At 62.9% G+C, this 22,085-nt stretch carries 22 protein-coding genes; 12 read left to right on the top strand and 10 right to left on the bottom strand.

All coding sequences use genetic code 11. The annotated features are described in order from the left end of the window. From guaD to NKH99_RS01700, 3 genes are all read left to right on the top strand, one after another. Window positions 1-1,314: a guanine deaminase gene (gene guaD, locus NKH99_RS01710; protein ID WP_353012232.1), complete on the top strand. Its 1,314-nt coding sequence runs from the start codon at window positions 1-3 to the stop codon at window positions 1,312-1,314. 74 nt (window positions 1,315-1,388) lie between these two features. Then, window positions 1,389-1,895, top strand: coding sequence for a heme-degrading domain-containing protein (locus NKH99_RS01705; protein WP_353012229.1), 507 nt, complete (start codon window positions 1,389-1,391; stop codon window positions 1,893-1,895). A gap of 175 nt (window positions 1,896-2,070) precedes the next feature. Next, entirely contained in the window at window positions 2,071-3,336 is a 1,266-nt protein-coding gene (locus tag NKH99_RS01700) for a glycerate kinase type-2 family protein (RefSeq protein ID WP_353012226.1), read from the top strand. Between the two features lies 1 nt (window position 3,337). Here NKH99_RS01700 and NKH99_RS01695 read toward each other — a convergent pair whose 3' ends face one another. The 3 genes from NKH99_RS01695 to NKH99_RS01685 form a co-directional block, all read right to left on the bottom strand. After that, on the bottom strand, window positions 3,338-4,060 hold the full coding sequence (locus NKH99_RS01695) for a UdgX family uracil-DNA binding protein (RefSeq protein WP_280952098.1): 723 nt from the start codon (window positions 4,058-4,060) through the stop codon (window positions 3,338-3,340). Between the two features lie 86 nt (window positions 4,061-4,146). Next, window positions 4,147-5,568 carry a glutamine synthetase family protein gene (locus NKH99_RS01690; RefSeq protein WP_353012223.1) on the bottom strand — a complete coding sequence of 474 codons (1,422 nt, stop codon included), beginning with the start codon at window positions 5,566-5,568 and terminating at the stop codon, window positions 4,147-4,149. A 14-nt stretch (window positions 5,569-5,582) separates the two neighbouring features. Then, window positions 5,583-6,965 carry an aspartate aminotransferase family protein gene (locus NKH99_RS01685; RefSeq protein ID WP_353012220.1) on the bottom strand — a complete coding sequence of 461 codons (1,383 nt, stop codon included), beginning with the start codon at window positions 6,963-6,965 and terminating at the stop codon, window positions 5,583-5,585. Between the two features lie 157 nt (window positions 6,966-7,122). On the opposite strand from NKH99_RS01685, the gene NKH99_RS01680 reads away from it, so the two are divergent. Continuing rightward, window positions 7,123-7,578, top strand: a complete 456-nt coding sequence (locus NKH99_RS01680; RefSeq protein WP_353012217.1) for a hypothetical protein — start codon at window positions 7,123-7,125, stop codon at window positions 7,576-7,578. An 8-nt stretch (window positions 7,579-7,586) separates the two neighbouring features. On the opposite strand, the gene NKH99_RS01675 is transcribed toward NKH99_RS01680, so the two are convergent. Then, window positions 7,587-8,561, bottom strand: a complete 975-nt coding sequence (locus NKH99_RS01675; RefSeq protein WP_352818672.1) for a WD40 repeat domain-containing protein — start codon at window positions 8,559-8,561, stop codon at window positions 7,587-7,589. 144 nt (window positions 8,562-8,705) lie between these two features. Next, entirely contained in the window at window positions 8,706-9,773 is a 1,068-nt protein-coding gene (locus NKH99_RS01670; protein WP_352767327.1) for a CobW family GTP-binding protein, read from the bottom strand. Between the two features lie 197 nt (window positions 9,774-9,970). Between NKH99_RS01670 and NKH99_RS01665 the strand changes: the two genes are divergently transcribed. Beyond that, window positions 9,971-10,693, top strand: a complete 723-nt coding sequence (locus NKH99_RS01665; RefSeq protein ID WP_353012212.1) for an intradiol ring-cleavage dioxygenase — start codon at window positions 9,971-9,973, stop codon at window positions 10,691-10,693. A 202-nt stretch (window positions 10,694-10,895) separates the two neighbouring features. Further along, a complete protein-coding gene (locus tag NKH99_RS01660) occupies window positions 10,896-11,378 on the top strand; it encodes a MarR family winged helix-turn-helix transcriptional regulator (RefSeq protein WP_352454736.1) in 483 nt (160 codons plus the stop codon). Window positions 11,379-11,380: 2 nt separating this feature from the next. On the opposite strand, the gene NKH99_RS01655 is transcribed toward NKH99_RS01660, so the two are convergent. Then, window positions 11,381-12,253 (bottom strand): AraC family transcriptional regulator, encoded by an 873-nt coding sequence (locus NKH99_RS01655; protein WP_352995529.1) that lies wholly within the window; start codon window positions 12,251-12,253, stop codon window positions 11,381-11,383. 52 nt (window positions 12,254-12,305) lie between these two features. On the opposite strand from NKH99_RS01655, the gene NKH99_RS01650 reads away from it, so the two are divergent. From NKH99_RS01650 to NKH99_RS01630, 5 genes are all read left to right on the top strand, one after another. Further along, on the top strand, window positions 12,306-12,713 hold the full coding sequence (locus NKH99_RS01650; RefSeq protein ID WP_254816031.1) for a DUF2000 family protein: 408 nt from the start codon (window positions 12,306-12,308) through the stop codon (window positions 12,711-12,713). 197 nt (window positions 12,714-12,910) lie between these two features. Continuing rightward, window positions 12,911-13,795 (top strand): DMT family transporter, encoded by an 885-nt coding sequence (locus NKH99_RS01645; RefSeq protein ID WP_352818656.1) that lies wholly within the window; start codon window positions 12,911-12,913, stop codon window positions 13,793-13,795. Window positions 13,796-13,863: 68 nt separating this feature from the next. Continuing rightward, the gene (locus NKH99_RS01640; RefSeq protein WP_352470174.1) at window positions 13,864-14,886 is read left to right on the top strand and encodes a LacI family DNA-binding transcriptional regulator; all 1,023 of its coding nucleotides are present in this window, start codon (window positions 13,864-13,866) and stop codon (window positions 14,884-14,886) included. Further along, window positions 14,883-15,863, top strand: coding sequence for a 2-hydroxyacid dehydrogenase (locus tag NKH99_RS01635; RefSeq protein WP_352818653.1), 981 nt, complete (start codon window positions 14,883-14,885; stop codon window positions 15,861-15,863). Before NKH99_RS01640 ends, NKH99_RS01635 begins: the two co-directional genes overlap by 4 nt. 154 nt (window positions 15,864-16,017) lie before the next feature. After that, on the top strand, window positions 16,018-16,413 hold the full coding sequence (locus NKH99_RS01630) for a hypothetical protein (protein WP_352469876.1): 396 nt from the start codon (window positions 16,018-16,020) through the stop codon (window positions 16,411-16,413). 14 nt (window positions 16,414-16,427) lie between these two features. Here NKH99_RS01630 and NKH99_RS01625 read toward each other — a convergent pair whose 3' ends face one another. Further along, a complete protein-coding gene (locus NKH99_RS01625) occupies window positions 16,428-17,201 on the bottom strand; it encodes a gamma-glutamyl-gamma-aminobutyrate hydrolase family protein (protein ID WP_352540375.1) in 774 nt (257 codons plus the stop codon). Between the two features lie 284 nt (window positions 17,202-17,485). Here NKH99_RS01625 and NKH99_RS01620 point away from each other — a divergent pair, with 284 nt between their 5' ends. Next, window positions 17,486-18,595, top strand: a complete 1,110-nt coding sequence (locus NKH99_RS01620; RefSeq protein WP_352540376.1) for a TRAP transporter substrate-binding protein — start codon at window positions 17,486-17,488, stop codon at window positions 18,593-18,595. A 65-nt stretch (window positions 18,596-18,660) separates the two neighbouring features. On the opposite strand, the gene NKH99_RS01615 is transcribed toward NKH99_RS01620, so the two are convergent. The 3 genes from NKH99_RS01615 to NKH99_RS01605 are packed head-to-tail and all read right to left on the bottom strand — an operon-like array spanning window position 18,661 to window position 22,062. After that, window positions 18,661-19,683, bottom strand: coding sequence for a zinc-dependent alcohol dehydrogenase family protein (locus NKH99_RS01615; protein ID WP_352540377.1), 1,023 nt, complete (start codon window positions 19,681-19,683; stop codon window positions 18,661-18,663). 16 nt (window positions 19,684-19,699) lie between these two features. Continuing rightward, window positions 19,700-21,478, bottom strand: coding sequence for a TRAP transporter large permease (locus tag NKH99_RS01610; RefSeq protein ID WP_352540496.1), 1,779 nt, complete (start codon window positions 21,476-21,478; stop codon window positions 19,700-19,702). Continuing rightward, window positions 21,478-22,062: a TRAP transporter small permease subunit gene (locus NKH99_RS01605; protein ID WP_023676252.1), complete on the bottom strand. Its 585-nt coding sequence runs from the start codon at window positions 22,060-22,062 to the stop codon at window positions 21,478-21,480. The genes NKH99_RS01610 and NKH99_RS01605 overlap by 1 nt, the downstream gene beginning before the upstream one ends. Between the last annotated feature and the right edge of the window lie 23 nt (window positions 22,063-22,085).

Genomic DNA, 22,085 nt, shown 5'->3' with positions numbered 1-22,085 from the left:
ATGACCAGCACGCTCCTGCGCGGCCGCACGCTGTCGTTTTTGCGCTGGCCAGAAACTATCGACGACCATTCCGCCTGGCGCTACGAGCAAGATGGCGGCCTGCTGATGCGCGACGGAAGGATCGTTGCCGCTGGCGCCTATACCGAGGTCGAGAAAAAGGCGGGCGAGGGAACAAAAAAAATCGACCACAGGCCACATCTGCTGCTGCCCGGGTTCATCGATGCGCATGCACATTTTCCGCAGATGCAGGTCATCGCTTCCTTCGGCGCCGAACTGCTCGACTGGCTGAACACCTACACTTTTCCGGAAGAGACCAAATTCCAGAACGCCCAGCATGGCCGCCGTATCGCCAGGCTGTTCCTGGATGAAGTGTTGCGCCACGGCACCACGACAGTGGCGGCCTATTGCTCGGTACACAAGGAATCTGCCGAAGCGTTCTTTGCCGAGTCGCACGACCGCAACATGCTCAACATCGCCGGCAAGGTGATGATGGACCGCAACGCGCCGGACGGCGTGCTCGACACGCCGCAATCGGGCTATGACGACAGCAAGGCGTTGATCGATGAGTGGCACGGCAAGGGGCGCCAGCACTATGCCATCACGCCGCGCTTCGCCATCACCTCGTCGCCCGAGCAATTGGAGATGGCGGGCGCGCTCTGCCGCGAATATCCTGATCTGCACATGCAGACACATCTGTCGGAAAACCACGCCGAGATCGCCTTCACGCAGCAATTATACCCGCAGACGCGGGACTACACCGACATCTACGAACACTATGGGCTGCTCGGGCGCAGAAGCCTGTTCGGCCATTGCATCCACCTGTCGGAACGCGAGGCGGATGCGCTTTCGGATAGCGGCTCGGTGGCGGTGTTCTGCCCAACCTCCAACCTGTTTCTCGGCTCGGGCCTGTTCGATTATCAGCGCTATAGCCGCCGCGAGAAGCCGCTTCGCATCGCCGCAGCCACCGATGTCGGCGGTGGCACCAACTATTCGATGCTGCGCACCATGGACGAGGGCTACAAGGTGATCGCGCTGAACGGCGAGAAGCTCAATCCGTTCCAGTCCTTCTGGCAGCTGACCCGCGGCAATGCCGAGGCGCTGTCGCTTGCGGAAAAGATCGGCACCCTGGAGGAAGGCAGCGACGCCGATATCATCGTGCTCGACGCCCGCGCCACGCCGGCGATGCGGCTGCGGGTGGAGACGGCGGACACGCTCGCCGAGGAATTATTTCTGCTGCAGACACTCGGCGACGACCGCGCCGTGCGCGAGGTCTATGTCGCCGGCCGGGCGGCCAAGGCGGATATAGCGGTTTAGCCGTCGTATGCGGCCGGCTTGACCGGGCGGCAGCCATCCGCCAAAGCAACAGGCGAGATCGACAGGGGAACGACATGGCCGTTGCGGACGACATCGCTCTGATCAAGAAACAGGAAGCCACGCTTGTCTTTTCGGCCTTCGACGAAGCCGTCGCTTTCGAGATCGGCTCGGCGATCCGCGACCGGGCCCTCAAGGAAAACCTGCCAATCATCGTTGATATCAGAACTTTCGACCGGCCGCTGTTCTATGCGGCAATGCCCGGCTCGAACGCCTCCAATCCGGACTGGGCGCGGCGCAAGATCAACGTCGTGCGGCGGTTCCTGAAAAGCACCTACCGCATTGTGCTGGAGCAGCAGCGCCCCGACCGCAGCTTCAAGCCCGGCGAGGGGCTGGACATTGCCGACTATGTGCTGGCCGGTGGCGGCTTTCCCATCACTGTCAAGGGCGCTGGCGTCATCGGCGTGATCGCCGTCTCCGGTCTACCGGAGCGCGAGGACCACGGAGTGGTCGTCGATACGCTGTGTAGCTACTTGGGCGTCGATAACCAGGAGTTGCTCCTGCCGCCAGAAGCAACATCGTGACGTTGGCGCTGCCCCTCATCCGCCTGCCGGCACCTTCTCCCCGCGTATTGACGGGGAGAAGGGAAACGCTCCAACGCTGGCGATCCCCTCTCCCCGTCTCTATACGGGGAGAGGGTAAGGGTGAGGGGCAGCGCAAACGCCGCAGAAGCTCGCACAGCGTCCGTGGTAGCTCAGTATGACCGCGCTCGATCCCAAGTCCTTTCTCATTTCGATCTTCAACGCCGCCGTTGCCGCCGCCGATCCCCAGAGGACGATCAAGGATCATTTGCCCGCAAGGCCGAAGGGACGGACGATCGTCATCGGTGCAGGAAAAGGCTCGGCGCAGATGGCGGCGGCTTTCGAGAAAGTGTGGGACCGGCCGATCGAAGGTTTGGTCGCCACCCGCTACGGCTATGGCGCGGCCTGCCGGCGCATCGAGATCATCGAGGCGGCGCATCCGGTGCCGGATGCCGCGGGGCTGGAGGCCTCGCGACGGCTGCTCGAAAAGGTCCAGGGACTGACTGCGGACGACCTCGTCGTGGCGCTCGTTTCGGGCGGCGGCTCGGCGCTGCTGCCGTCACCTGCCGAAGGTCTGACGCTGGCCGATGAGATCGCTGTCAACGAGGCGCTGCTCGCCTCCGGCGCGCCGATCGCCGCGATGAACACCATCCGCAAACATGTTTCCACGATCAAGGGCGGCAGGCTGGCGGCCGCTGCCTATCCAGCCAAGGTGGTGTCGCTGGTGGTCTCCGACATTCCGGGCGATAACCCGGCGCTGGTCGCTTCCGGCCCGACCGTTCCCGATTCCGGCAGCCGCGAAGATGCATTAGCGTCGATCGCCGCCTATGACATGAAACTACCGGCTTCAGTGATGGCGCACATCAATTCGCCGGCCGCCGATGCACCGCTTGTCGATGATCCGCGTTTTTCGCGCAACGAGGTACATCTGATCGCCTCGGCCGGCGTATCGCTGGAAGCGGCTGCGGCCGAAGCCAGGTACCAAGGTATCGAAGCGGTCATTCTCTCCGATTCCATCGAGGGCGAGGCGCGTGAGGTCGGCGGCGTCCACGCTGCAATCGCGCGCGAAGTGGCGACGCGCAACCGGCCATTCGCAAAACCGGTGCTGATCCTGTCGGGCGGCGAGACGACCGTGACCTTGCGCGCGAAAGGCAAAGGCGGCCGCAACTCGGAATTCCTGCTCGCCTTCGCCATTGGGATCAGCGGCATGGCGGGCGTCCACGCACTGGCCGCCGACACCGACGGCATAGACGGTTCGGAAGACAATGCCGGCGCCTTCGCCGACGGCTCGACAGTGTCGCGGATGCATAAGGCGGGCATCGATGCCAAGGCCATGCTTGCCGGCAACAACGCCTGGACGGCATTCAATGCCGTAGATGACCTTTTCGCACCCGGTCCGACCGGCACAAACGTCAACGATCTCCGGGCGATATTGATCAAATAGCTCAGGCGGCCATCAGCTTTTTCACCGCTCTCATATCCTGCAGGAACCGGTCGCGTTCTGCCTGCTTGTCCGCCGGCTCGCGAATGCGCAGGATGAAGGACGGGTGGATGGTGACGAAGACACGCAAGCCATCGTCGCGCTCCACGACGGCCCCACGCATCTTCATGATCGGCACCACCTTGCCAAGCAGCGCCTGCGCCGCCGTTGCGCCGAGCGCCACCGCCAGATTGGGCTTGATCAGATCGATTTCCTTGTCGAGCCACCAGCGGCAAGCCTGCACCTCGCCGGCGTTCGGCTTGGAGTGGATGCGCCGCTTGCCTCGCGGCTCGAACTTGAAATGCTTGACCGCGTTGGTGACGTAGACTTTCAGCCGATCGACGCCGGCATCGTCCAGGATCGCGTCGAACACCTTGCCCGCCGGACCGACGAAGGGCTTGCCCGCCAGGTCCTCCTGGTCGCCCGGCTGTTCGCCGACGAAGATCACCTTAGCTTTATCAGGGCCCTCACCGAACACGGTCTGCGTGGCGTCGTGCCATAGCGGACAGCGGCGGCAGATCTTGGCCGTTTCGCGCAGTTCAGGAATCGTCCTGGCGTCGATTTCTGTCGTTTCCGGAGACTTGCTTGCAGGCAAGCGTCTTGCCTGCACTTTGGCATGGTGCGGCGTCGGGGTTGTCTGCATCCTGGCGATCATGACTAAGGCGGCCTTGCTCGCTCCTGCAATCAGACACGCAATGAGCAAAGCCCGCCGAAGGTTCCGTTGAAATTATTCCGCATGGGCCTTCACCGGCGGATGGCCGACGATGTGATGCCCTACACCTCGTGCAGATAGAGGTGATAATCCAGTTCGCTGACCGTGCGCGCCACGCGCAGATATTCCGACTGCTTGATCGCCACGAACGTCCGGTGCAGGTCTTCGCCCAATGCGCCCTTGAGGAAGGTCGACGCCCTTGCCGCCTCGATCGCGGCACGCCAGTCGACCGGCATCGTCGTGCGCGTGACGGCCGATTCGTAGCCATTGCCGGTGGTTTCGGGACCGGGATCGAGGCCTTCGTCGAGGCCTTTGACGACACCGGCCAGCACCGTTGCTGCCACTAGGTAAGGATTCGCGTCGACGCCCGATGGCCGGTGCTCGATGCGGCGGTTCTTGGCATCGCCGGCCGGCACACGCAGTGCCACCGAACGGTTGTTGACGCCCCAGGTCGGCGCCACCGGCGCATAGGATTGCGAGACGAAGCGCCGCCATGAATTGGCATGCGGCGCGAAGACCAGCATCGATTCCGCCATCGTCTGGATCAGTCCGCCGAGGCCGCGCAGCAGCGGCAGCGACCAGCTTTCGCCGCCGGTTTCGGCAAAGACATTCTTGCCGGCATCGTCCAGCAGCGAGACATGAAAGTGCATGCCCGAGCCGGCATATTTCTCGATCGGCTTGGCCATGAAGCAAGCGGTGACACCATGACGGCGCGCCTGCGCCCGCACCAGTCGCTTGAGCATCACGAGATCGTCGGCCGCCCGCATCACATCCTTGCGGTAGTTGAGCGTCAGCTCGTACTGGCCGGGCGCATATTCCGAGATGACCGTCTCGGCCGGGATGCCTTGCACCTTGGCTGCGGCGTAGATGTCGGAAAACAGCGGCTCCATGCCGTGCAGATGGTCGACGGAATAGACCTCAGTCTTGGCCGAGCGGCGTCCGTCAAGCACCGCGTGCGCCGGCTGCACCTTGCCTTCGGCGTCGCGCTCGTTGGCGAGCAGGAAGAATTCGAGCTCGAAGGCGCCGGCCGGATGCAGGCCCTGGGCCGCGAGGATGTCTACCTGGCGGGCGAGTGCCAGCCGCGGGTCGGACGACATCGGCTGGCCATCGAGATGGTACATCGCCATCAGCACCTGACCGCGCGGCGGCTGGGTGCCGAACAGCGGCACCAGTGTGCCGGGGATCGGCCACGCCCGCAGGTCGCCGTCGCCCGTCGTCCAGATCAGCCCGGTCTCGTGAACATCCTCGCCGGTGATGTCGAGGCCGAGGATCGAGATCGGCATGTGCCGGCCCCCCTCGAAGATGCTCATCAACTCATGCCGGCGCACGATCTTGCCGCGCCCGACGCCATTGGCGTCGGTCAGCACGATGTCGAACGCTTCGATCTCGGGATGAGCGTCGAGAAAGGCCAGCGCCTCGGCGGGCGTCGAGCCCGAAGGGGATGCCGTGACCAGGTTCAAACTTTGCTTGGGCGCTTGTTTCATGCCGCAAGCTTGTCTCACGCCGTAAGCTTTGCCGCAACCGCGCCGAAGGCAGTGATCAGCCGGTTCACCTGGGCGGCGCTGGTCGCAGGAGAGATCAGCATCATGTTGTGGAAGGGTGCGATCAGCACGCCGCGATTGACCAGCGCGACATGGATTGCCGCCTCGAGCTCCGGCACGTGCGCAGCCTCCGCTTCGCCGCCGTTCCTCAGCGGGCCCGGCGCGCAGATGAACTCGACACGGACACCGACGCGAGCAACATGCCAGGGCAGACGATAGCGATCGATTACGGCGGTCAGCCCGGCGTCGAGCCGCCGCGCCAGATTGTCCATATGGCTGTAGTTCTCGTCGGTCATGACATATTCGAGCGTGGCGCGCATCGCTGCGAATTGCAGCGGATTGGCCGACAGCGTTGTCCCCATGCCGGAGTAGCCGGGCTCTTTCCGGCTGATATAAGCGGCATAGCGGGCCGCAACGTCTTCGCTCATGCCCCAGACGCTCGCCGGTACGCCGCCGGCAATCGGCTTGCCTAGCACGAACAGGTCCGGCTCCAGCCCGTATTTGCTTGTATAGCCGCCGGGACCGGTCGAGATTGTATGCGTCTCGTCGATTAGAAGCAGCGTGCCGGTCGCACGGGTGAGACGCCGCAAGCCATCATGAAAGCCGGCTTCGGGCAGCACCATGCAGGAATTGGTCAGCACCGGCTCGGCGATGACGCAGGCGACATCGTTGCCCCGGAGTGCCGCGTCGAGCGCCGGCAGATCGTTGAACTCGACGACATCAGTCGCCCGCGTCAGGTCGCGGAACTCGCCGGCCAGTCCCGGTCGATTCACCGCTTTCCCGGCGACCAGCCGCACCATCGTCTCGTCGACCGAGCCATGATAGCAGCCGTTGAAGACCAGTATCTTCTCCCGGCCGGTAACGGCGCGGGCAACCCGCAGCGCGAAGCGGTTGGCATCGGTCGCCGTCGTCGCGATCTGCCAGAATGGCAAGCCGAAACGCTGCTGCAGCAGCGGCCCGATGGCGAGGGCGTTCTCGGCAGGCAGCATGTAGGTCAGGCCGCGTCCGGCCTGCCTGCGGATGGCGCGTGCGACCGGCGGCGGCGAATGACCGAACATCGAGCCGGTGTCGCCAAGGCAGAAATCGTCGAGCCGGTTGCCGTCGATATCTCTGATGATGGCGCCCCTGGCACTATCGACAAGGATCGGGAACGGCGTCGGCCAGTCGTTCATCCAATGCATCGGCACGCCGCCGAAGAAGCCGGGCAGGCCATTGCCGATTTTCGCCATCGATTTCGGCCGCGCCCGGCAGAAGACTTCTGCCTCGGTCGCGCGTAACTCGGCGATCCGGGCCGGGCCGATGCCGCCGATGGAAGTCTTTGCATGGTTCATGACGTTCATGGCGGCCCTCTCAGTCGCACATTAGACAATCGGCGGCCGCTACCGCAATTGGCCGGGCGGCTGCCCTGTGTTGGGTCAGCGGTCATTTGAATGAAATCAGGCGCTTGACCGCGAGCCGCCTTCGGGCGCCAATGGTACTTCGGCTGGAGGGCATAAGATGGCGCGGGCGATCGTCTGCGCAGCAACGTTGCTGTCGTCGGTTGGTGCGGCTCTGGCGTCCGGCGGCATCTGGTGTTCCGCCGAGGATGCAGCCGTCAAATTTCAGATCGGTGCCGGGGTCACCAGAGGCATGGGCGGGCCGACCTTCAATTTTAGCGGCGAGCTCGAGATTCTGGGCAGGCCGGCTGCCGACAGTCTGCGCAAGACGGTGTTCGAGGATCAGAACCTCACGCAATATTGGCTCGACAACAAGGAATTGCGGCTGCTCGTCTACCACGAACGGCAGGTCGAAAACGCCTACGGCTACGTCGAACTGGCGATCCTGACCAAGGCCAGCGACGAAGGCGTCTATGACGGCCGCTATTTGCTCTCAATCTATGATGGAACGGCTGAGGCCGAAAAGGACGGCAAGCAGGCTGAATTGACCGGCAAAGTATCTTGCGGAGCCGAGTAAGTAACAGGCTACGCCGAAATATCGATGACGCCGCAGTCGCCAGCAGCGCTGCCAAAGGCGACGCGGCGCTCTTCCTTGTCCCACATCATCGAAGTGACGGCGCCCTTGCCGGGCCGGCGCAACAGCACTTCCTTGGCGTCGGCGAAGCGCACCGCCATCACCATCCCGTCATCATAGCCGATAGCAACGACGTCCTGGCTCGGGTGACAGGCGACGGAGGTGACCATCGCATTGCCGCGCGTGCCGAGTTCCAGCGGCGCCTTGCCCATCGGCCCGTCCTTGCCCGAAAACGGCCAGACGATCGCCGCCGGCGCGCCGGAACTCGCCAGCCATTTGCCCTTGGCGCTCCACGACAGGCTTTTGACCTTGCCGGGGTAGCCGGACATGCGCATGTGCTTGCCGTCGGCGAGCTTCCAGCCATGTAGCGCGTTTTCCTGCATGGTGGTGACGAGGAAGCCGCCGTCCGGCGAGAAGGTGATGCCGGTGTGGGCGCCGGCCCATTCGAGCTCGACCGGCCTGCCGTCGGCAGCCGGGAAGTGCAGCGTCGCGCCATTGTAGCGGGCAACGCCGAAGCGCATGCCCTTGGGCGAGAAGGCAAGCCCCTCGACTGAGCGCGGATGCGAGAATTCCCTGGTTTTACCGTCGGCAAAGCGCACATAGGCAATCTTGCCCGAAGCATAGGCAACAGCGCCTTGCGGCCCGGCGGCGACGCTGGTTATCCATTTTTTGCCTGCGGTCGCCAATTCCGTTGTATTGCCGCCTGGGGTCACGGCAAAGATCCTGCCGTCCTCACCACCGGTGATCAGTCGGTCGTTTGCCGCATCATGGAAGGCGGCGAGCATTCCGTCATTGGCCTGCACCGTCTTGTGGCCGTGGTCGAGCCGATGGATTGTGCCGTCGGCCAGCGCAAAATGCGGCACGTCGCCGAGAAACACGGCGGCGAGGCAGTGGCCTTCGAGATCGAGCGGGGCGACTGTCGGCATGAGAGATCATTCCGTTCGAGATTTCTGCTGCCTCACCCTTAAGGGGTTGAGCTGCGGGTCTCAACCCGTGCTTCGGATCGTGGTGAGGAGAGACCGCCAGCGTTTAGGCTGCACTTCTCCCAGAAGGAAGAAAGGGCAGCTAAATCAAGCGGCCTGGCAGGCCTCGAAGCTTGTCTTCAGTCGCTCGGCGTCGAGTTCGCGGCCGATGAACACCAGCCGGCTCTCGTGCTTCTCGTCGTCCTTCCAGGCGCGCTGGTGGTCGCCCTCGATGATCATGTGCACACCCTGGATGACATAGCGCTCGTCATCGCCTTTCAGCGCAATGATCCCTTTCAGCCGCAGGATGTTCGGGCCTTCCATTTGGGTGACCTTCTCGATCCACGGGAAGAACTTTTTCGGGTCCATCTCGCCGCCGCGCAGCGACACCGACTGCACAGTCACGTCATGGATGTCGGAAGGGTGCGCATGATGATGCCCGTCATGATCGTGGTGATCATGGCCGTCGCGATCATGGTGATGGTGGTCATGATCATGATCATGATGGTCGTGATCGTCATGCGCCTCGAGGAAGTGCGGATCGTTCTCCAGCGCCCGGGACAGGTCGAACGCACCGCGATCGAGCACCTCGGACAGCGCCACGCTGGCGCGTGTGGTGCGGTGGATTCGTGCCGCCGGGTTGATGGCGCGGATCGTCGCCTCCACCTTGCTCAGCTCTTCGGGGGTGACCAGATCGGTCTTGTTGAGCACGACGACATCGGCAAAGGCGATCTGGTCCTCGGCCTCGCGGGAATCCTTGAGGCGCAGCGGCAAGTGCTTGGCGTCGACCAGCGCCACCACCGCATCGAGCCTGGTCTTGGAACGCACGTCGTCGTCCATGAAGAAGGTTTGCGCCACCGGCACGGGATCGGCGAGGCCTGTGGTCTCGACGACGATGGCGTCGAAGCGGCCAGGCCTGCGCATCAGGCCTTCGACGACGCGGATCAGGTCGCCGCGCACGGTGCAGCAGACGCAGCCATTGTTCATCTCGTATATTTCCTCGTCGGATTCCACAATCAGCTCGTTGTCGATGCCAATCTCGCCGAATTCATTGACGATGACGGCGTAGCGCTTGCCGTGGTTTTCCGAAAGGATGCGGTTGAGCAGTGTCGTCTTGCCGGCGCCGAGATAGCCGGTGAGGACGGTTACGGGGATCTGCGTCTGTGCGTCGCTCATATTGTGCCTCGAATAGGGATTGTCGGCTCCATATAGGATGTGTGCTCGGCTTTTGCACGAGGCAAACCGGTGGGCCAAAGAGGGGCTGGTATTGCCGAACTTTCCTCACATTACCGAACTTTCATTGGCGCCGCCTGACAGCGGGCCCTAGATAGGCGGGGTCATTTACGGAGCTGTTCGGGTTGAAGAGGCGCCAGATGTCCGACAAGTCCTTGCCACTAAGCCGTCGGCAGGCGCTCGGTCTCGTTGCGGTTACCGCTGGCGGCATATTCCTGCCCGCCGGTGCAAGGGCCGGGCAGGTTTCGCCCTATGCCGGGCTTGCTTTGTTCGAGGCCGGTGCCGGCGTCTGCGCCATCACGCCCGAGGTCACCGAAGGGCCGTTCTATTTCGACCCGAAGCTCGAACGCGCCGACATCACCGAGGGCAAGAAGGGCATCGCCCTCAATGTGCGGCTGCAAATCGTCGACGCCGCCTGCCGCCCGCTTCCCGGCGCACGCGTCGATATCTGGCATTGCGATGCCCAGGGCGCCTATTCCGGATATCCCGGACAGGGCGACGGGCAGGATATCGACACGTCCGGCCAGAGCTTTCTCCGCGGCTGGCAGAGAACCGATGAAAGCGGCATCGCTTCTTTCGCCACCATCTATCCCGGCTGGTATCGCGGCCGCACCACACACATCCATTTCAAGATCTTCCCCGACGACCGCTCGGTGATGACCGGCCAGATGTTCTTCCCCGACAGCCTCAGCGAGCAGATATTCGCCACCGTCGCGCCCTATAAAGATCGCCCCTGCAAACGCGATACATCGAACGCGCGGGACGGCATTGCGCGGCAGGCCGGGCCGCTGTCGCAGGCAGCGCTGCGGGAAATGGCGGACGCCTATCAGGCGTTGATGGTGGTCGCGGTGAAACCTGGTTGAGAACACCTCGTCACGTCCCCATCCAGCCATTGCGGAAAGTCGTTTGTCATCTAACTGAAATAAACATCTGGCATTAGCCACGGCGAACACCGCGAAGCTTGCCGGCAAAGCTATTTTCCGAGCCGGAATGTTTCGATCGTCATTGCCAATCGGCGGCCTGCTTCTATGCTGCCCGTTCCGGTTCGGCCGAGGAGGGATGAGCATGGCCAAGGCGGACAAGACTGCAACAATGAGCCGGCTGCATTCGGCGGCGCGGCTGGCGCGCACGGCGCTCGCCGCCCGGCTTCTGGCGCATGGTTTCTATGCCGGTCAGGACCAGATCATGCTGGCGCTCGACCGCGAGGACGGGCAGACGCCCGGCAACCTTGCCGGCCGCCTCGGCGTGCGTCCGCCGACCATCACCAAGACCATCAACCGGCTGCAGGCGCAGGGCTTTCTGGAGAAGCGGGCCTCGTCCGCCGATGCCCGCCAGGCGCATATTTTCCTCACCGACACCGGCCGCGAAATCATCCACGCCATCGAGAAATCGGTGAAGAAGACCGAAAAGCAGGCATTGAAGGGTCTCGACAAGAAGGATCAGAAAGCGCTGTTCAAGCTGCTTGCCCGTGTCGAGGCGAACCTTTCGAACGGCGAAATGGTGCTCCCCGATGACGAACTGGATATCGAGGACAAGATCCTTGAATAAGGTCACGCGTTCGCCGCTGGCGGCCGTCGCGTCAGTGCCGACCAACGTCCCGGTGTGACGCCGAACGCCTTCTTGAAATGCCGATTGAAATGGCTTTGATCACTGAAGCCGGCTGCGATGGCGATTTGCGCCAGCGGCTCGTCGGCTTCGATCATCCGACGGGCCCGCTGAAGCCGGCGCATCACCAGGAACCGGTGCGGGCTGGTGGAGAAGGTGGCGCGGAAATGCCGCGAAAGGGCATAACGGTCCAATCCGGTTATCGCCTCCAATTCGTCTGAACGTACAATCCGCGCGACATTTTCCTCCAGATAGTCGCGCGCCAGGCTGGCGGCGCGCCACGCCGTTTTCGCTACCGGTTTCGTCCGCTGACCGGCGTGCCGGGCCAAGCTTTGCATAAGCTGCGTCATGAAATCGACGACAAACAGCTCGTCCAGTTCCTGATTCAACGGCCCGAGCGCGGAAAGCAGCGTCGCCCGGAGATCGCGGTCTGTCACCACGGCATTCCCGACGAATGGCAGTGATCCGCCGCCGAGACAATCGAGCATCAGGGACGGCTCCAAATAGAGCATTCTGTATCGCAAGCCGTCTTCGGTGCCGGCACCGCCATCGTGCAGTTCGTCGGGATGAAGGATAATGATCTGGCCAGGCAGGCTCTGATGCGTTTGGCCGCGATAGCGGAAGCGCTGCACGCCATAAAGCGTCACCCCGATCGCATAGGTGTCGTGGCGATGGAGATCGAAGGCATTGCCGTGGAACCGGGCCTCGATGCGTTCCATCCCGGCAGCACCGGGTGCCGGTACGATGCAGTTCTCGGCTGCATCCACGCACAAACGTCCAAGACCCTGAAAGGCTTCCCGGTCCAGATCGTGCGCCATCGCTTCACTCGCAGCCTCGGATTGGCCCCCTTTTCGGATTGGAAACTGTCGCATGTTCGATACGAAATTTGCAATCGTGCTCAAGGATGATCTTCCCGTCTGGCAAAAGCTCAATGTCACCGCCTTTCTGACCAGCGGCATCGTCGCGCAATTTCCCGACATTATCGGCGACCCCTACCGTGATCGCGCCGGCAATATCTACAACCCGCTGTCGATCCAGCCGGTCATCGTGCTTTCGGCGGACGGCCAGACGCTCGGCGCGATCCAGCGGCGGGCGCTGGAGCGTGGTGTGACGGTTTCGCTCTATGTCGAGGAAATGTTTTCGACCGGGTATGATCTGGCCAACCGCGCCGTCTTTGCCGAATTTGCGCCGGAGGATGCCAAGGTGGTCGGCATCGCGCTTCGCGCCGAAAAGAAGCTCGTCGACAAGATCACCAAGGGCGCCCGCATGCACGCCTGAGTCGTCGGCCACTAGGTCGGCCACTGGGAAACAAACTGAGCCTGTCGGCGGCTGTCGTTGTGCCAGCCTGTTTTGGCTTGCCCGCAGGCGACAATTACCGCATTGGTGAGGGACCGCCTTGCTTCCCGTCCGGCCTGAAATTGAATGCTCCCCCAAGACATGACGAAAGCGCGACATCGCCAGCGGCGATCGTGTGCATGCTTTCCGTCTATGTGTTTTTCACCTTCCTCGACACCAGCAGCAAGTACCTTGTGCTGGCCGGCGTCTCGGCGCTGATCGTCGCCTGGACCCGCTTCGCGGTCCATGTGCTGATCGTCGGCGTCTTTCTGCGCGGATGGCGCGAGCCGCTGCGCTTTCGTCCCGCCAACCTGCCGGCGCACATCACGCGCGGTCTGCTCCTGTTCGGATCGACGATGTTCAACATTCTGGCGCTGCGGACGCTGCAACTGGTGGAAACCACCTCGATCTACTTCTTCGGCCCGATGGTGATCACCGCGCTTGCCGGTCCGTTGCTCGGCGAATGGGCTGGCTGGCGGCGCTGGCTGGCCATCATGAGCGGCTTTGTCGGCGTCCTCATCATCACCCGGCCGGGCGTCGGCGTTTTTGGCGTCGGCCATCTCTTTGCGCTCGGCTCGATGCTATCGAACAGTTTCTACGTCATCATGACGCGCCGCATGTCGGCGACGGAAACCTCGGAAAGCCTGATCCTGTTTTCGGCGCTGGCGCCGGCCGTGCTGCTGCTGCCGACACTGCCGTTTTCGCCTTCGCTGCCGCAGGATGGCTGGCACTGGTTCATATTGCTGATGCTTGGCGTCTTCGGCGCCATCGGTCATTGGCTTATTGTGCAGGCCTATCGCCTTGCCACCACCACGGCCCTGGCTCCCTATCCCTATTCGCAGATGATCTGGATGATCATCTCCGGCCTGATCGTCTTCAACCAGTTTCCCGATCGCTGGACGCTGGTCGGTGCCACAGTCATCGTCGCCAGCGGCCTCTACATCGTTCACCGCGAGCACCGGCTCCGCTTGCGCAACCGCGCAACGCTGGGCGCGGACGCGGAAGCGCTGGCAAAAAAACTTTGATTTGCTCGGAATCGATGGCATAAGAGCCGGCCTTTAAACAGTTTAAATTGCTTCGGGAGCGCAGGGCGCTGGCACAGAAGATCAAGCTTTCGACCATCGCGGATGCGCTCGGCGTGTCCACGGCCACGGTCTCGCTGGCCTTGCGCGACAGCCCGCTGGTCGCCGGCGGCACCCGCGATCGCATCAAGGAACATGCACGCGCCATCGGCTATATCTACAACCGCCGCGCCGCCAGCCTGCGCACCTCGCGCTCGGGCATAGTCGGCGTCGTCGTCCACGACATCATGAACCCGTTCTTTGCCGAGATATTGCGTTCGATAGAGAGCGAGCTCGACCGCAGCCGGCAAACCTTCATCCTGTCGAACCACTACGACCAGCTCGAGAAACAACGCACTTTCATCGACACGCTTCTGCAGCTTGGCGCTGACGGGGTCATCATGTCGCCGGCCATCGGCACGCCGCCCGAAGACATAATCTTGGCCGAGGAGAACGGTCTCCCGGCAGTGCTGATTGCACGCACCGTCGAAGGTGCCGACGTGCCGGTGTTTCGCGGCGACGATGCCTATGGCACCGGGCTTGCCACCAACCATCTGATCTCGCTTGGCCACAAGCGCATCGCCATGATCGGCGGTACCGACCAGACGTCGACCGGCCGCGACCGCTATCAGGGATATGTCAACGCCATGGAGGCGGCAGGGCTTGAGGTCAGGCCGTCCTGGCGCATTGCCGGCCCGCGCACGAAGCAGGCCGGCTTCGAGGCTGCCGGGCAGTTCCTGGCGCTGAAGGACAGGCCGACCGCGGCCTGCTGCTGGAACGACCTCGTCGCCATCGGTCTGATGAATGGCATTGCCCGCGCCGGGCTGGTGCCGGGCATCGACATCTCGGTTACCGGCTATGACGACCTCGAGGAAGCGGCGATCGCCACGCCGGCGCTGACTACCGTGTGGAACGGCCAGCGCGAGGTTGGCCGCCGCGCCGCCAGCGCGCTGCTCGACAAACTCAACGGACAGACGGTGCGGCCGTCGCAGGAACTGATCAAGCCGGAACTGCATGTGCGCCAGTCGACCGGCAAACCGGTGGAACGTGCATGACAAAAACCGAACAGCAAGCTGTTACCATTCTGGTGCCGGGCCAGTTCAACGACCATGCGGTCGGCCGCATCGACGGGGCGTTCAGCCGCGTCCGGATCGAACGCGCCGATCCGTCGCTGGTCACCGACGAGATGCGTCATACGGTGCGCGGCATAGCCGCCTTTGGCGGCATAAGCGCCGCGTTGATGGACGCGCTGCCAAAGCTCGAGATTATCGCCAATTTCGGCGTCGGCTATGATTCGGTCGATATCCGCCACGCCGCACGGCGCGGCATCATGGTCACCAACACGCCGGATGTGCTGACCGAAGAGGTCGCCGATACGGCGCTCGGCCTGTTGATCAATGCCGTCCGCGAACTGCCGCGCGCCGAGGCCTGGCTGCGCGACGGAAGCTGGCTGCGCAACGGCAACTATCCGCTGAGCCGGCTGACTTTGCGCGGTCGCCATGTCGGCATCTTCGGCATGGGCCGCATCGGCCTCGCCATTGCCCGGCGGCTCGATGCTTTCGGACTGCCCATCGCCTATCACAACCGGCGCCGCGTCGAAGGCCTGTCCTATGACTATCACCCGACGCTGAAAGGTCTCGCCGAGGCGGTCGACACACTGATCTCGGTGGCGCCCGGCGGGGCCTCGACGGAAAAGGCCGTCAATGCCGAAATCCTCTCGGCTCTGGGGCCGAACGGCGTCTTCGTCAATATCGGCCGGGGCAGCACGGTCGACGAACCAGCCCTTGCCGCCGCACTTGCCAGCGGCAGCATCGCCGCTGCCGGGCTAGACGTCTTTGCCGACGAGCCGAATGTGCCAGCGGCGTTGCTTGCCGCGCCCAACACCTCGCTTTTGCCGCATGTCGGCTCGGCGTCCGAGCATACGCGCCGCGCCATGGCCAACCTTTGCGTCGACAATCTGGTCTCGTGGTTTTCGCAGCGCAAGGCGCTGACGCCGGTGCCGGAGACGGCAAATGTCAAGGCAAGGCCGTAAGCGGGCTGCCATATCTATTAACTTCAGCTTAACCCTTCGGAATCATTCTGGTCCCCTCGCAGTGTATGTCCGCCTGACAGGACATGACAGCAAGATGAAGCGCGCCTCCCTGATCTCTTCGAACCGGCGCGCTTGAAATGCGCGGAGAACCAGGATGAAGACGCTTCCTGCATTGATGGCAGTCGCTGTGCTGTTCGGCAGCGCCCAGCTGTTTTACGCCGGTAGCGGTGAAAGCCGTGCGGCCAGTGAGTCACCGCTTTCATCCGGCAACTACAGGCTGGTAGCCCATGGCAACGAGGGGTCTTGTGCGGTCAGCCGCGGCGCCGAGATTTCGCAAGGCCTGTCGCTGTTGACGGTCGCAGCAAATTGCCGCCGGGTGTTGCCCGGCGTCGAGCAGGCGAAGTTCTGGCGAGAGCAGGATGACGGCACGGTCACCTTCAGCGCCAACGGCACCGATCCGATCGTCATGTTCTCAGTCGCCGACGGCGATGGTTACGAATCCTACGCGCCGGCGCTGCCGCTGCTGACGCTGGCGTCAGCCGGCAACTAGCGAGCGCGGCAGGACTATTCCGCGGCTGCGCGCACACCCGATTTCGCCGCCTGATGCAGGCGCACCGCATCGCCGAATGCGCGAAATATCTTTACCGAGATACTGTCCGATTTGACCCAGTATTCGGGATGCCACTGGACGCCGACAGCGAAAGCCCGTGCATCGCGCACCGAAACCGCCTCGACAGTGCCGTCGGCGGCGACCGCTTCGACCTGCAGCTTTGGGCCAAGCCGGTCGATGGCCTGGCGATGCACCGAATTGACCATGATATCGCCGGCGCCGAAGACCCCGGCCAGGCAGCTGCCGGGTTTTATCGCCACGCTCTGGCGGATGGCGAAGCGTTCGTCCTGATTGTCGCTTGCCGGCGCACGATGATCGAGCGAACCGGCGCGTTCCTGGATTTCGGTGGCCAACGTGCCACCCAGCGCCACATTCATCTCCTGGATGCCGCGGCAGATGGCGAGCAATGGCACCCCGCGCTCCACCGCCCGGCGGATCAGCGGCAACGTCGTCGCGTCGCGGGCGGAGTCGTAAGGACCATTGGCTTCGCTGGCGTCACCGCCATAGAGCGAGGGATGAACGTTCGATTTGGAGCCGGTGACCATGACGCCGTCGACGGCGGAAAGCAGTTCGTCGAAGTCGAGCCGGTCGCCGAAGGACGGTACCAGCAGCGGGAACACGCCTGCACCCGAAAGCGCCGCTTCGAGATATTGCTGTGGCGCGGCATGCCAGGTGTAATTGTCGAACTGGCGGACATCGGTCGATACGGCGACGAGCGGCTGGTGCATTTGGTCCGGATCCCATCGGGTGCAACGAATTATCTGCCTGCAAAATAGGCGATCCGAAGGCGCATTTCCATGGCAAGTTTCGGCGTGTCGCGTAGGCCAGTTAATCGACCTTAGACTATAGTTGCAAGATCTGCCCCAACGCCGTGAATTTCCCCGAAATGCGCCACTCAAACCGGGCTGCCGTGCTGGACTCGACTCCTTGCCTGTGTATTGTCGGCTCGAAGCCGATCCGGGCGCCGAAGTGTCCCGAATGTCGGTCAGTGGATCCAAAAGGGAGGAACTTCATGGATCGTCGTTCGTTCATCCGCAAGGCCGGCACCACCGGTTTCGGCGCTGCGGCCGCTGCCGCGACACTTGCTGCGCCGGCCATCGCCCAGTCCAATCCGAAAGTGACCTGGCGACTGGCGTCGTCCTTCCCGAAGTCGCTCGATACGATCTATGGCGGCGCCGAAGTGTTTTCCAAGATGCTGTCGGAGGCGACCGACGGCAACTTCCAGGTCCAGGTCTTCGCCTCCGGCGAACTCGTTCCCGGCCTGCAGGCCGCCGATGCCACCACAGCCGGCACGGTCGAGGCCTGCCATACCGTGGCATACTATTACTGGGGCAAGGACCCGACGTGGGCGCTGGGAGCGGCGGTTCCGTTTTCGCTCAACGCGCGCGGCATCAACGCCTGGCACTATCATGGCGGCGGCATCGATCTGTTCAACGAGTTCCTGGCGACGCAAGGTCTGTTCGGGCTGCCGGGCGGCAATACCGGCGTGCAGATGGGTGGCTGGTTCCGCAAGGAGATCAAAACGGTCGCCGACCTTTCCGGCCTCAAGATGCGTATCGGTGGTTTTGCCGGCAAAGTGGTGCAAAGGCTCGGGGTGGTTCCGCAGCAGATCGCCGGTGGCGACATTTATCCGGCGTTGGAAAAAGGCACGATCGACGCCGCCGAATGGGTCGGCCCTTACGACGACGAGAAGCTCGGCTTCTATAAGGTTGCGCCCTATTACTACTATCCCGGCTGGTGGGAAGGTGGACCGACCGTCCATCTGATGTTCAACAAGGCGAAATACGACGAACTTTCGCCGGCTTACAAGTCGCTGGTGCATACTGCCGCTCAAGCGGCCGACGCCAACATGCTGCAGAAATACGACTATCTCAATCCGGCGGCGGTTAAGCGGCTGGTTGCCGGCGGTGCCAAGTTGAGCCCGTTCAGCCAGGAGATCATGGCCGCCTGTTTCGAAAAGGCCAACGAAGTCTATGCCGAGATGGAAGCCTCGAATGCGCCGTTCAAGAAGATCTGGGATTCGATCAAGGCGTTCCGCAAGGAGCATTATCTCTGGGCGCAGGTGGCCGAGTACAACTATGACACCTTCATGATGGTCCAGCAGCGCAATGCCAAGCTCTGATCCTGTTGCTTCGCGGCGCCAGTGTTCCTTTCGGAACACTGGCGCCGTAGCGCATTCATTTGCGATCAGTCGGGCACCACCACGACCTTGACCTCGCCTGGCGCCGGCGGGTTGGCAATGATCGCCACCGCCTCGTCGAGGCTGACCTGTCGTGATATCAGCCGATCTACTTCGATCGTCCCCGAGGCGATAAGATTGGCGGCCCGGCGATGGGTAAAGGGGTTGAGGAAGGAACCCAGGACCTTCAACTCACGGAACAGCAGATCGAACGGTTCGAACGCCACTTTCATGCCTTGCGGCATCACGCCGACGACGACGACGGTGCCGCCCGCTTTGGCCAGCCGCATCGCCTGCTCAACAGTGTCTTTCACGCCGGCGCATTCGAACACCACGTCGACGCCGCCCGGCATCAAACCCGACCGGCCGACGATCGCATCGATGACATCGAAGGCGCTGGGATCGAGCGTCGCCGTTGCGCCAAATTGCTCGGCAAGAGCCCGCCGCGAGGCCTGACGGGTCGACAAGATAATGGTCGTCGCACCGGCGAGCTTTGCCAGTTGAACGGTGAGCAGGCCGATCACGCCGCCGCCGAGCACCGCGACCGACGAGCCTGGTTTGATCGCGGCAAGGTCCACGCCATGCAGGCAGCAGCCGAGCGGCTCGCAGAAAGCACCATGCGTAGGCTTCAGATCGCCTGGCAAGACGAAGGCCTGTTTCTGGGGCAGGACAAGATATTCGGCAAAGCCGCCATCGCGATGGATGCCGATGGCGCGTAGATTGCCGCAGAGATTGACCCGGCCGGCCTGACAATGCTCGCATCGGCCACAGGCAATGTTGGGATCGCCGGTGACGCGGTCGCCGACGGAAAAGCCGGATACGGCAGGTCCGACCGCCTCGACGATGCCGGAGAATTCATGCCCGAGCGTCACCGGCGGCGTGCACGGGAATTCACCATGGAAAAGATGCCTGTCGGTGCCGCAGACGCCGCACGCCTCGATGCGCACCAGCAGATCGTTCGGCCCGGCGGTCGGTTTCTCGACCTCGCACACGGCGAGGCTGCCCACTCGCTCCAACCGAACCGCCTTCATGGCTGCCGGGCCTTCCTCAGTTGAAACTCGGTGGTTGCGACAGATCGATTGCCGGCGCCGCCGGTTTCGCGGGCGGCTTTTCGTCGAAGCTCGGCGGCTGCGACAAATCCGGTGGGGAAGGTGAGGCCGGGGCAGTGCCGCCGTTGGCCGGCGGCGTGCCAAGCGGCGACAAGCCGATGCCAGGCGTTTCCGGCACCTGGTAGTTGATGGTGCCAGGATCGACGACAGTGCCTTTGTAGTGCATCACCATCTGCGGGAAGGCGATGGTCAGGCCGATCATGATCACCTGGATGCAGACGAAGGGCACTGCGCCCCAATAGATCTGCCCTGTGGTGACGGGCGCGATCTGCTTGCCGGTGAGTCGGTCGAGATAGGGCACGCGCGCGGCGACCGAGCGCAGATAAAACAGCGCGAAGCCGAAGGGCGGATGCATGAAGGAGGTCTGCATGTTGACGCCCAAAAGCACGCCAAACCAGATCAGGTCGATGCCGAGTTTGTCAGCCGCTGGCGCCAAAAGCGGCACGATGATGAAGGCAAGCTCGAAAAAGTCGAGGAAGAAGGCGAGCACGAAGACGAGGATGTTGACGCCAATCAGGAAACCGACTTCACCGCCCGGCAGCGATGTCAACAGGTGCTCGACCCAGATGTGGCCATTGACGCCGTAGAAGGTCAGCGAGAACACCCGCGCGCCGATCAGGATAAACAGAACGAAGGACGACAGCCTGGTCGTCGAGGCCAGCGCCTGCTTGACCACGTCGAGCGACAGCCGCCCCTTCATCGCCGCCATTGCCAGCGCGCCGACGGCGCCCATGGCGCCGCCTTCCGTCGGCGTGGCGATGCCAAGGAAGATGGTGCCCAGCACCAGGAAGATCAGCGCCAGCGGCGGGATCAGCACGATGATCACCTGCTGTGCCAGTCTGGACATCAGGTTGATCTTCAGGCGCTGGTCGACGATCGCCACGACATAGATGAAGATGACGCCAGTAGTGGCGCCGAGGATATCGGCGTTGCCGCCATGGTTCGGTGCGAGGTAGCGATACGCCGCATAGGAAACAACCACCGCCGCCAGCAGCGCCGCCAGCAGCGACAGCACACCGTGGCCGAGCGTGCGGGCCTCCAGCGGCAGTGCCGGCATCGACTTCGGCCGAAAGATCGACATGAGCAGGATGTAGAGCATGTAGATGCCGGTCAAAATGAGCCCGGGGATCAGCGCCCCCTTGTACATATCGCCGACCGAGCGGCCGAGCTGGTCGGCCAGGACGATCAGCACCAGTGACGGCGGGATGATCTGGGCGAGCGTCCCGGACGCGGCAATGACGCCGGATGCCAGCCGCCGGTCGTAGCCGTAGCGCAGCATGATCGGCAGCGAAATCAGACCCATGGCAATGACGGAGGCCGCCACCACGCCGGTCGTCGCGGCGAGCAGCGCGCCGACGAAAATCACGGCATAGGCGAGGCCACCACGGACCGGTCCGAACAACTGGCCGATCGTGTCGAGCAGGTCTTCGGCCATGCCGGATCGTTCGAGCACGATGCCCATGAAGGTGAAGAACGGGATCGCCAGTAGCGTATCGTTCGACATCACCCGGCTGCCGTAGAAATTATCCGGCAACGCGTGCAGCAACGGCCAGGCGAGATTGATCGAGCCGCCCGAATAGGGCGACAGAAGCACGCCGATGAAGAAGAACATCAGGCCGTTGGCGGCGAGCGAGAAGGCGACGGGATAGCCGATCAGCAGGAAGACGACCAGCGAGGCGAACATGATCGGCGCCATGTTCTGGGCGATGAACTCGATCACGAGCGCACCTCTTCGACGAGCGCCTTGGCTTCGAGCTCGGCCTGCTCATGCACCGATATGAACGGAGTGGGATCGTCCATCTGACCGCGCATGATGGCGATTTTCTTGATGATTTCGGAAATGCCCTGCAGCGCGAGCAGAAAAAAGCCGACCAGCAAAATCGCCTTCGCCGGCCAGATGATCAGCCCGCCGGAATTGTTCGACATCTCCCCGCTGCGATACGACAGCGACACATAGGGAACGAAATAGACCACCATCAACGTCACGAACGGCATCAGGAAGAAGACGTGACCGAAAAGGTCGATCCAGTGCTGCACGCGGCGCGAGAACATGCCGTAGACGATATCGATGCGGATATGGTCGTTCTGCTTCAGCGTGTAGGCGGCGGCCAGCATGAAGGCGGCGCCGAACAGATACCATTGCAATTCCAGCCAGGCGTTCGAGGACATGTCGAACACCTTGCGGATGACGGCGTTGGCGGCGCTTACCAGGATCGCCAGCAGGATCAGCCACGAAACCCATTTGCCGATGAATTCGTTCAAACGGTCAATGGTTCTGGAAAGAGCGAGAAGCCCTGCCATGCATTCCTCCCTTGTGTCAGAGC

This window comes from Mesorhizobium sp. M0854, assembly GCF_040319815.1.
Lineage (GTDB): Bacteria > Pseudomonadota > Alphaproteobacteria > Rhizobiales > Rhizobiaceae > Mesorhizobium.
This window is presented reverse-complemented; position numbering and strand designations above follow the sequence as displayed.

Excerpts from the sequence above, each read along its gene's own strand:
- NKH99_RS01645 (WP_352818656.1), top strand. The coding sequence starts at position 12,911 with ATGCTTTCCGTCTATGTGTTTTTCACCTTCCTCGACACCAGCAGCAAG.
- NKH99_RS01660 (WP_352454736.1), top strand. The coding sequence starts at position 10,896 with ATGGCCAAGGCGGACAAGACTGCAACAATGAGCCGGCTGCATTCGGCG.
- NKH99_RS01685 (WP_353012220.1), bottom strand. The coding sequence starts at position 6,965 with ATGAACGTCATGAACCATGCAAAGACTTCCATCGGCGGCATCGGCCCG.
- NKH99_RS01705 (WP_353012229.1), top strand. The coding sequence starts at position 1,389 with ATGGCCGTTGCGGACGACATCGCTCTGATCAAGAAACAGGAAGCCACG.
- NKH99_RS01675 (WP_352818672.1), bottom strand. The coding sequence starts at position 8,561 with ATGCCGACAGTCGCCCCGCTCGATCTCGAAGGCCACTGCCTCGCCGCC.
- NKH99_RS01615 (WP_352540377.1), bottom strand. The coding sequence starts at position 19,683 with ATGAAGGCGGTTCGGTTGGAGCGAGTGGGCAGCCTCGCCGTGTGCGAG.
- guaD (WP_353012232.1), top strand. The coding sequence starts at position 1 with ATGACCAGCACGCTCCTGCGCGGCCGCACGCTGTCGTTTTTGCGCTGG.
- NKH99_RS01670 (WP_352767327.1), bottom strand. The coding sequence starts at position 9,773 with ATGAGCGACGCACAGACGCAGATCCCCGTAACCGTCCTCACCGGCTAT.
- NKH99_RS01665 (WP_353012212.1), top strand. The coding sequence starts at position 9,971 with ATGTCCGACAAGTCCTTGCCACTAAGCCGTCGGCAGGCGCTCGGTCTC.
- NKH99_RS01625 (WP_352540375.1), bottom strand. The coding sequence starts at position 17,201 with ATGCACCAGCCGCTCGTCGCCGTATCGACCGATGTCCGCCAGTTCGAC.
- NKH99_RS01605 (WP_023676252.1), bottom strand. The coding sequence starts at position 22,062 with ATGGCAGGGCTTCTCGCTCTTTCCAGAACCATTGACCGTTTGAACGAA.
- NKH99_RS01655 (WP_352995529.1), bottom strand. The coding sequence starts at position 12,253 with ATGGCGCACGATCTGGACCGGGAAGCCTTTCAGGGTCTTGGACGTTTG.
- NKH99_RS01680 (WP_353012217.1), top strand. The coding sequence starts at position 7,123 with ATGGCGCGGGCGATCGTCTGCGCAGCAACGTTGCTGTCGTCGGTTGGT.
- NKH99_RS01690 (WP_353012223.1), bottom strand. The coding sequence starts at position 5,568 with ATGAAACAAGCGCCCAAGCAAAGTTTGAACCTGGTCACGGCATCCCCT.
- NKH99_RS01650 (WP_254816031.1), top strand. The coding sequence starts at position 12,306 with ATGTTCGATACGAAATTTGCAATCGTGCTCAAGGATGATCTTCCCGTC.
- NKH99_RS01620 (WP_352540376.1), top strand. The coding sequence starts at position 17,486 with ATGGATCGTCGTTCGTTCATCCGCAAGGCCGGCACCACCGGTTTCGGC.
- NKH99_RS01635 (WP_352818653.1), top strand. The coding sequence starts at position 14,883 with ATGACAAAAACCGAACAGCAAGCTGTTACCATTCTGGTGCCGGGCCAG.
- NKH99_RS01700 (WP_353012226.1), top strand. The coding sequence starts at position 2,071 with ATGACCGCGCTCGATCCCAAGTCCTTTCTCATTTCGATCTTCAACGCC.
- NKH99_RS01630 (WP_352469876.1), top strand. The coding sequence starts at position 16,018 with ATGAAGACGCTTCCTGCATTGATGGCAGTCGCTGTGCTGTTCGGCAGC.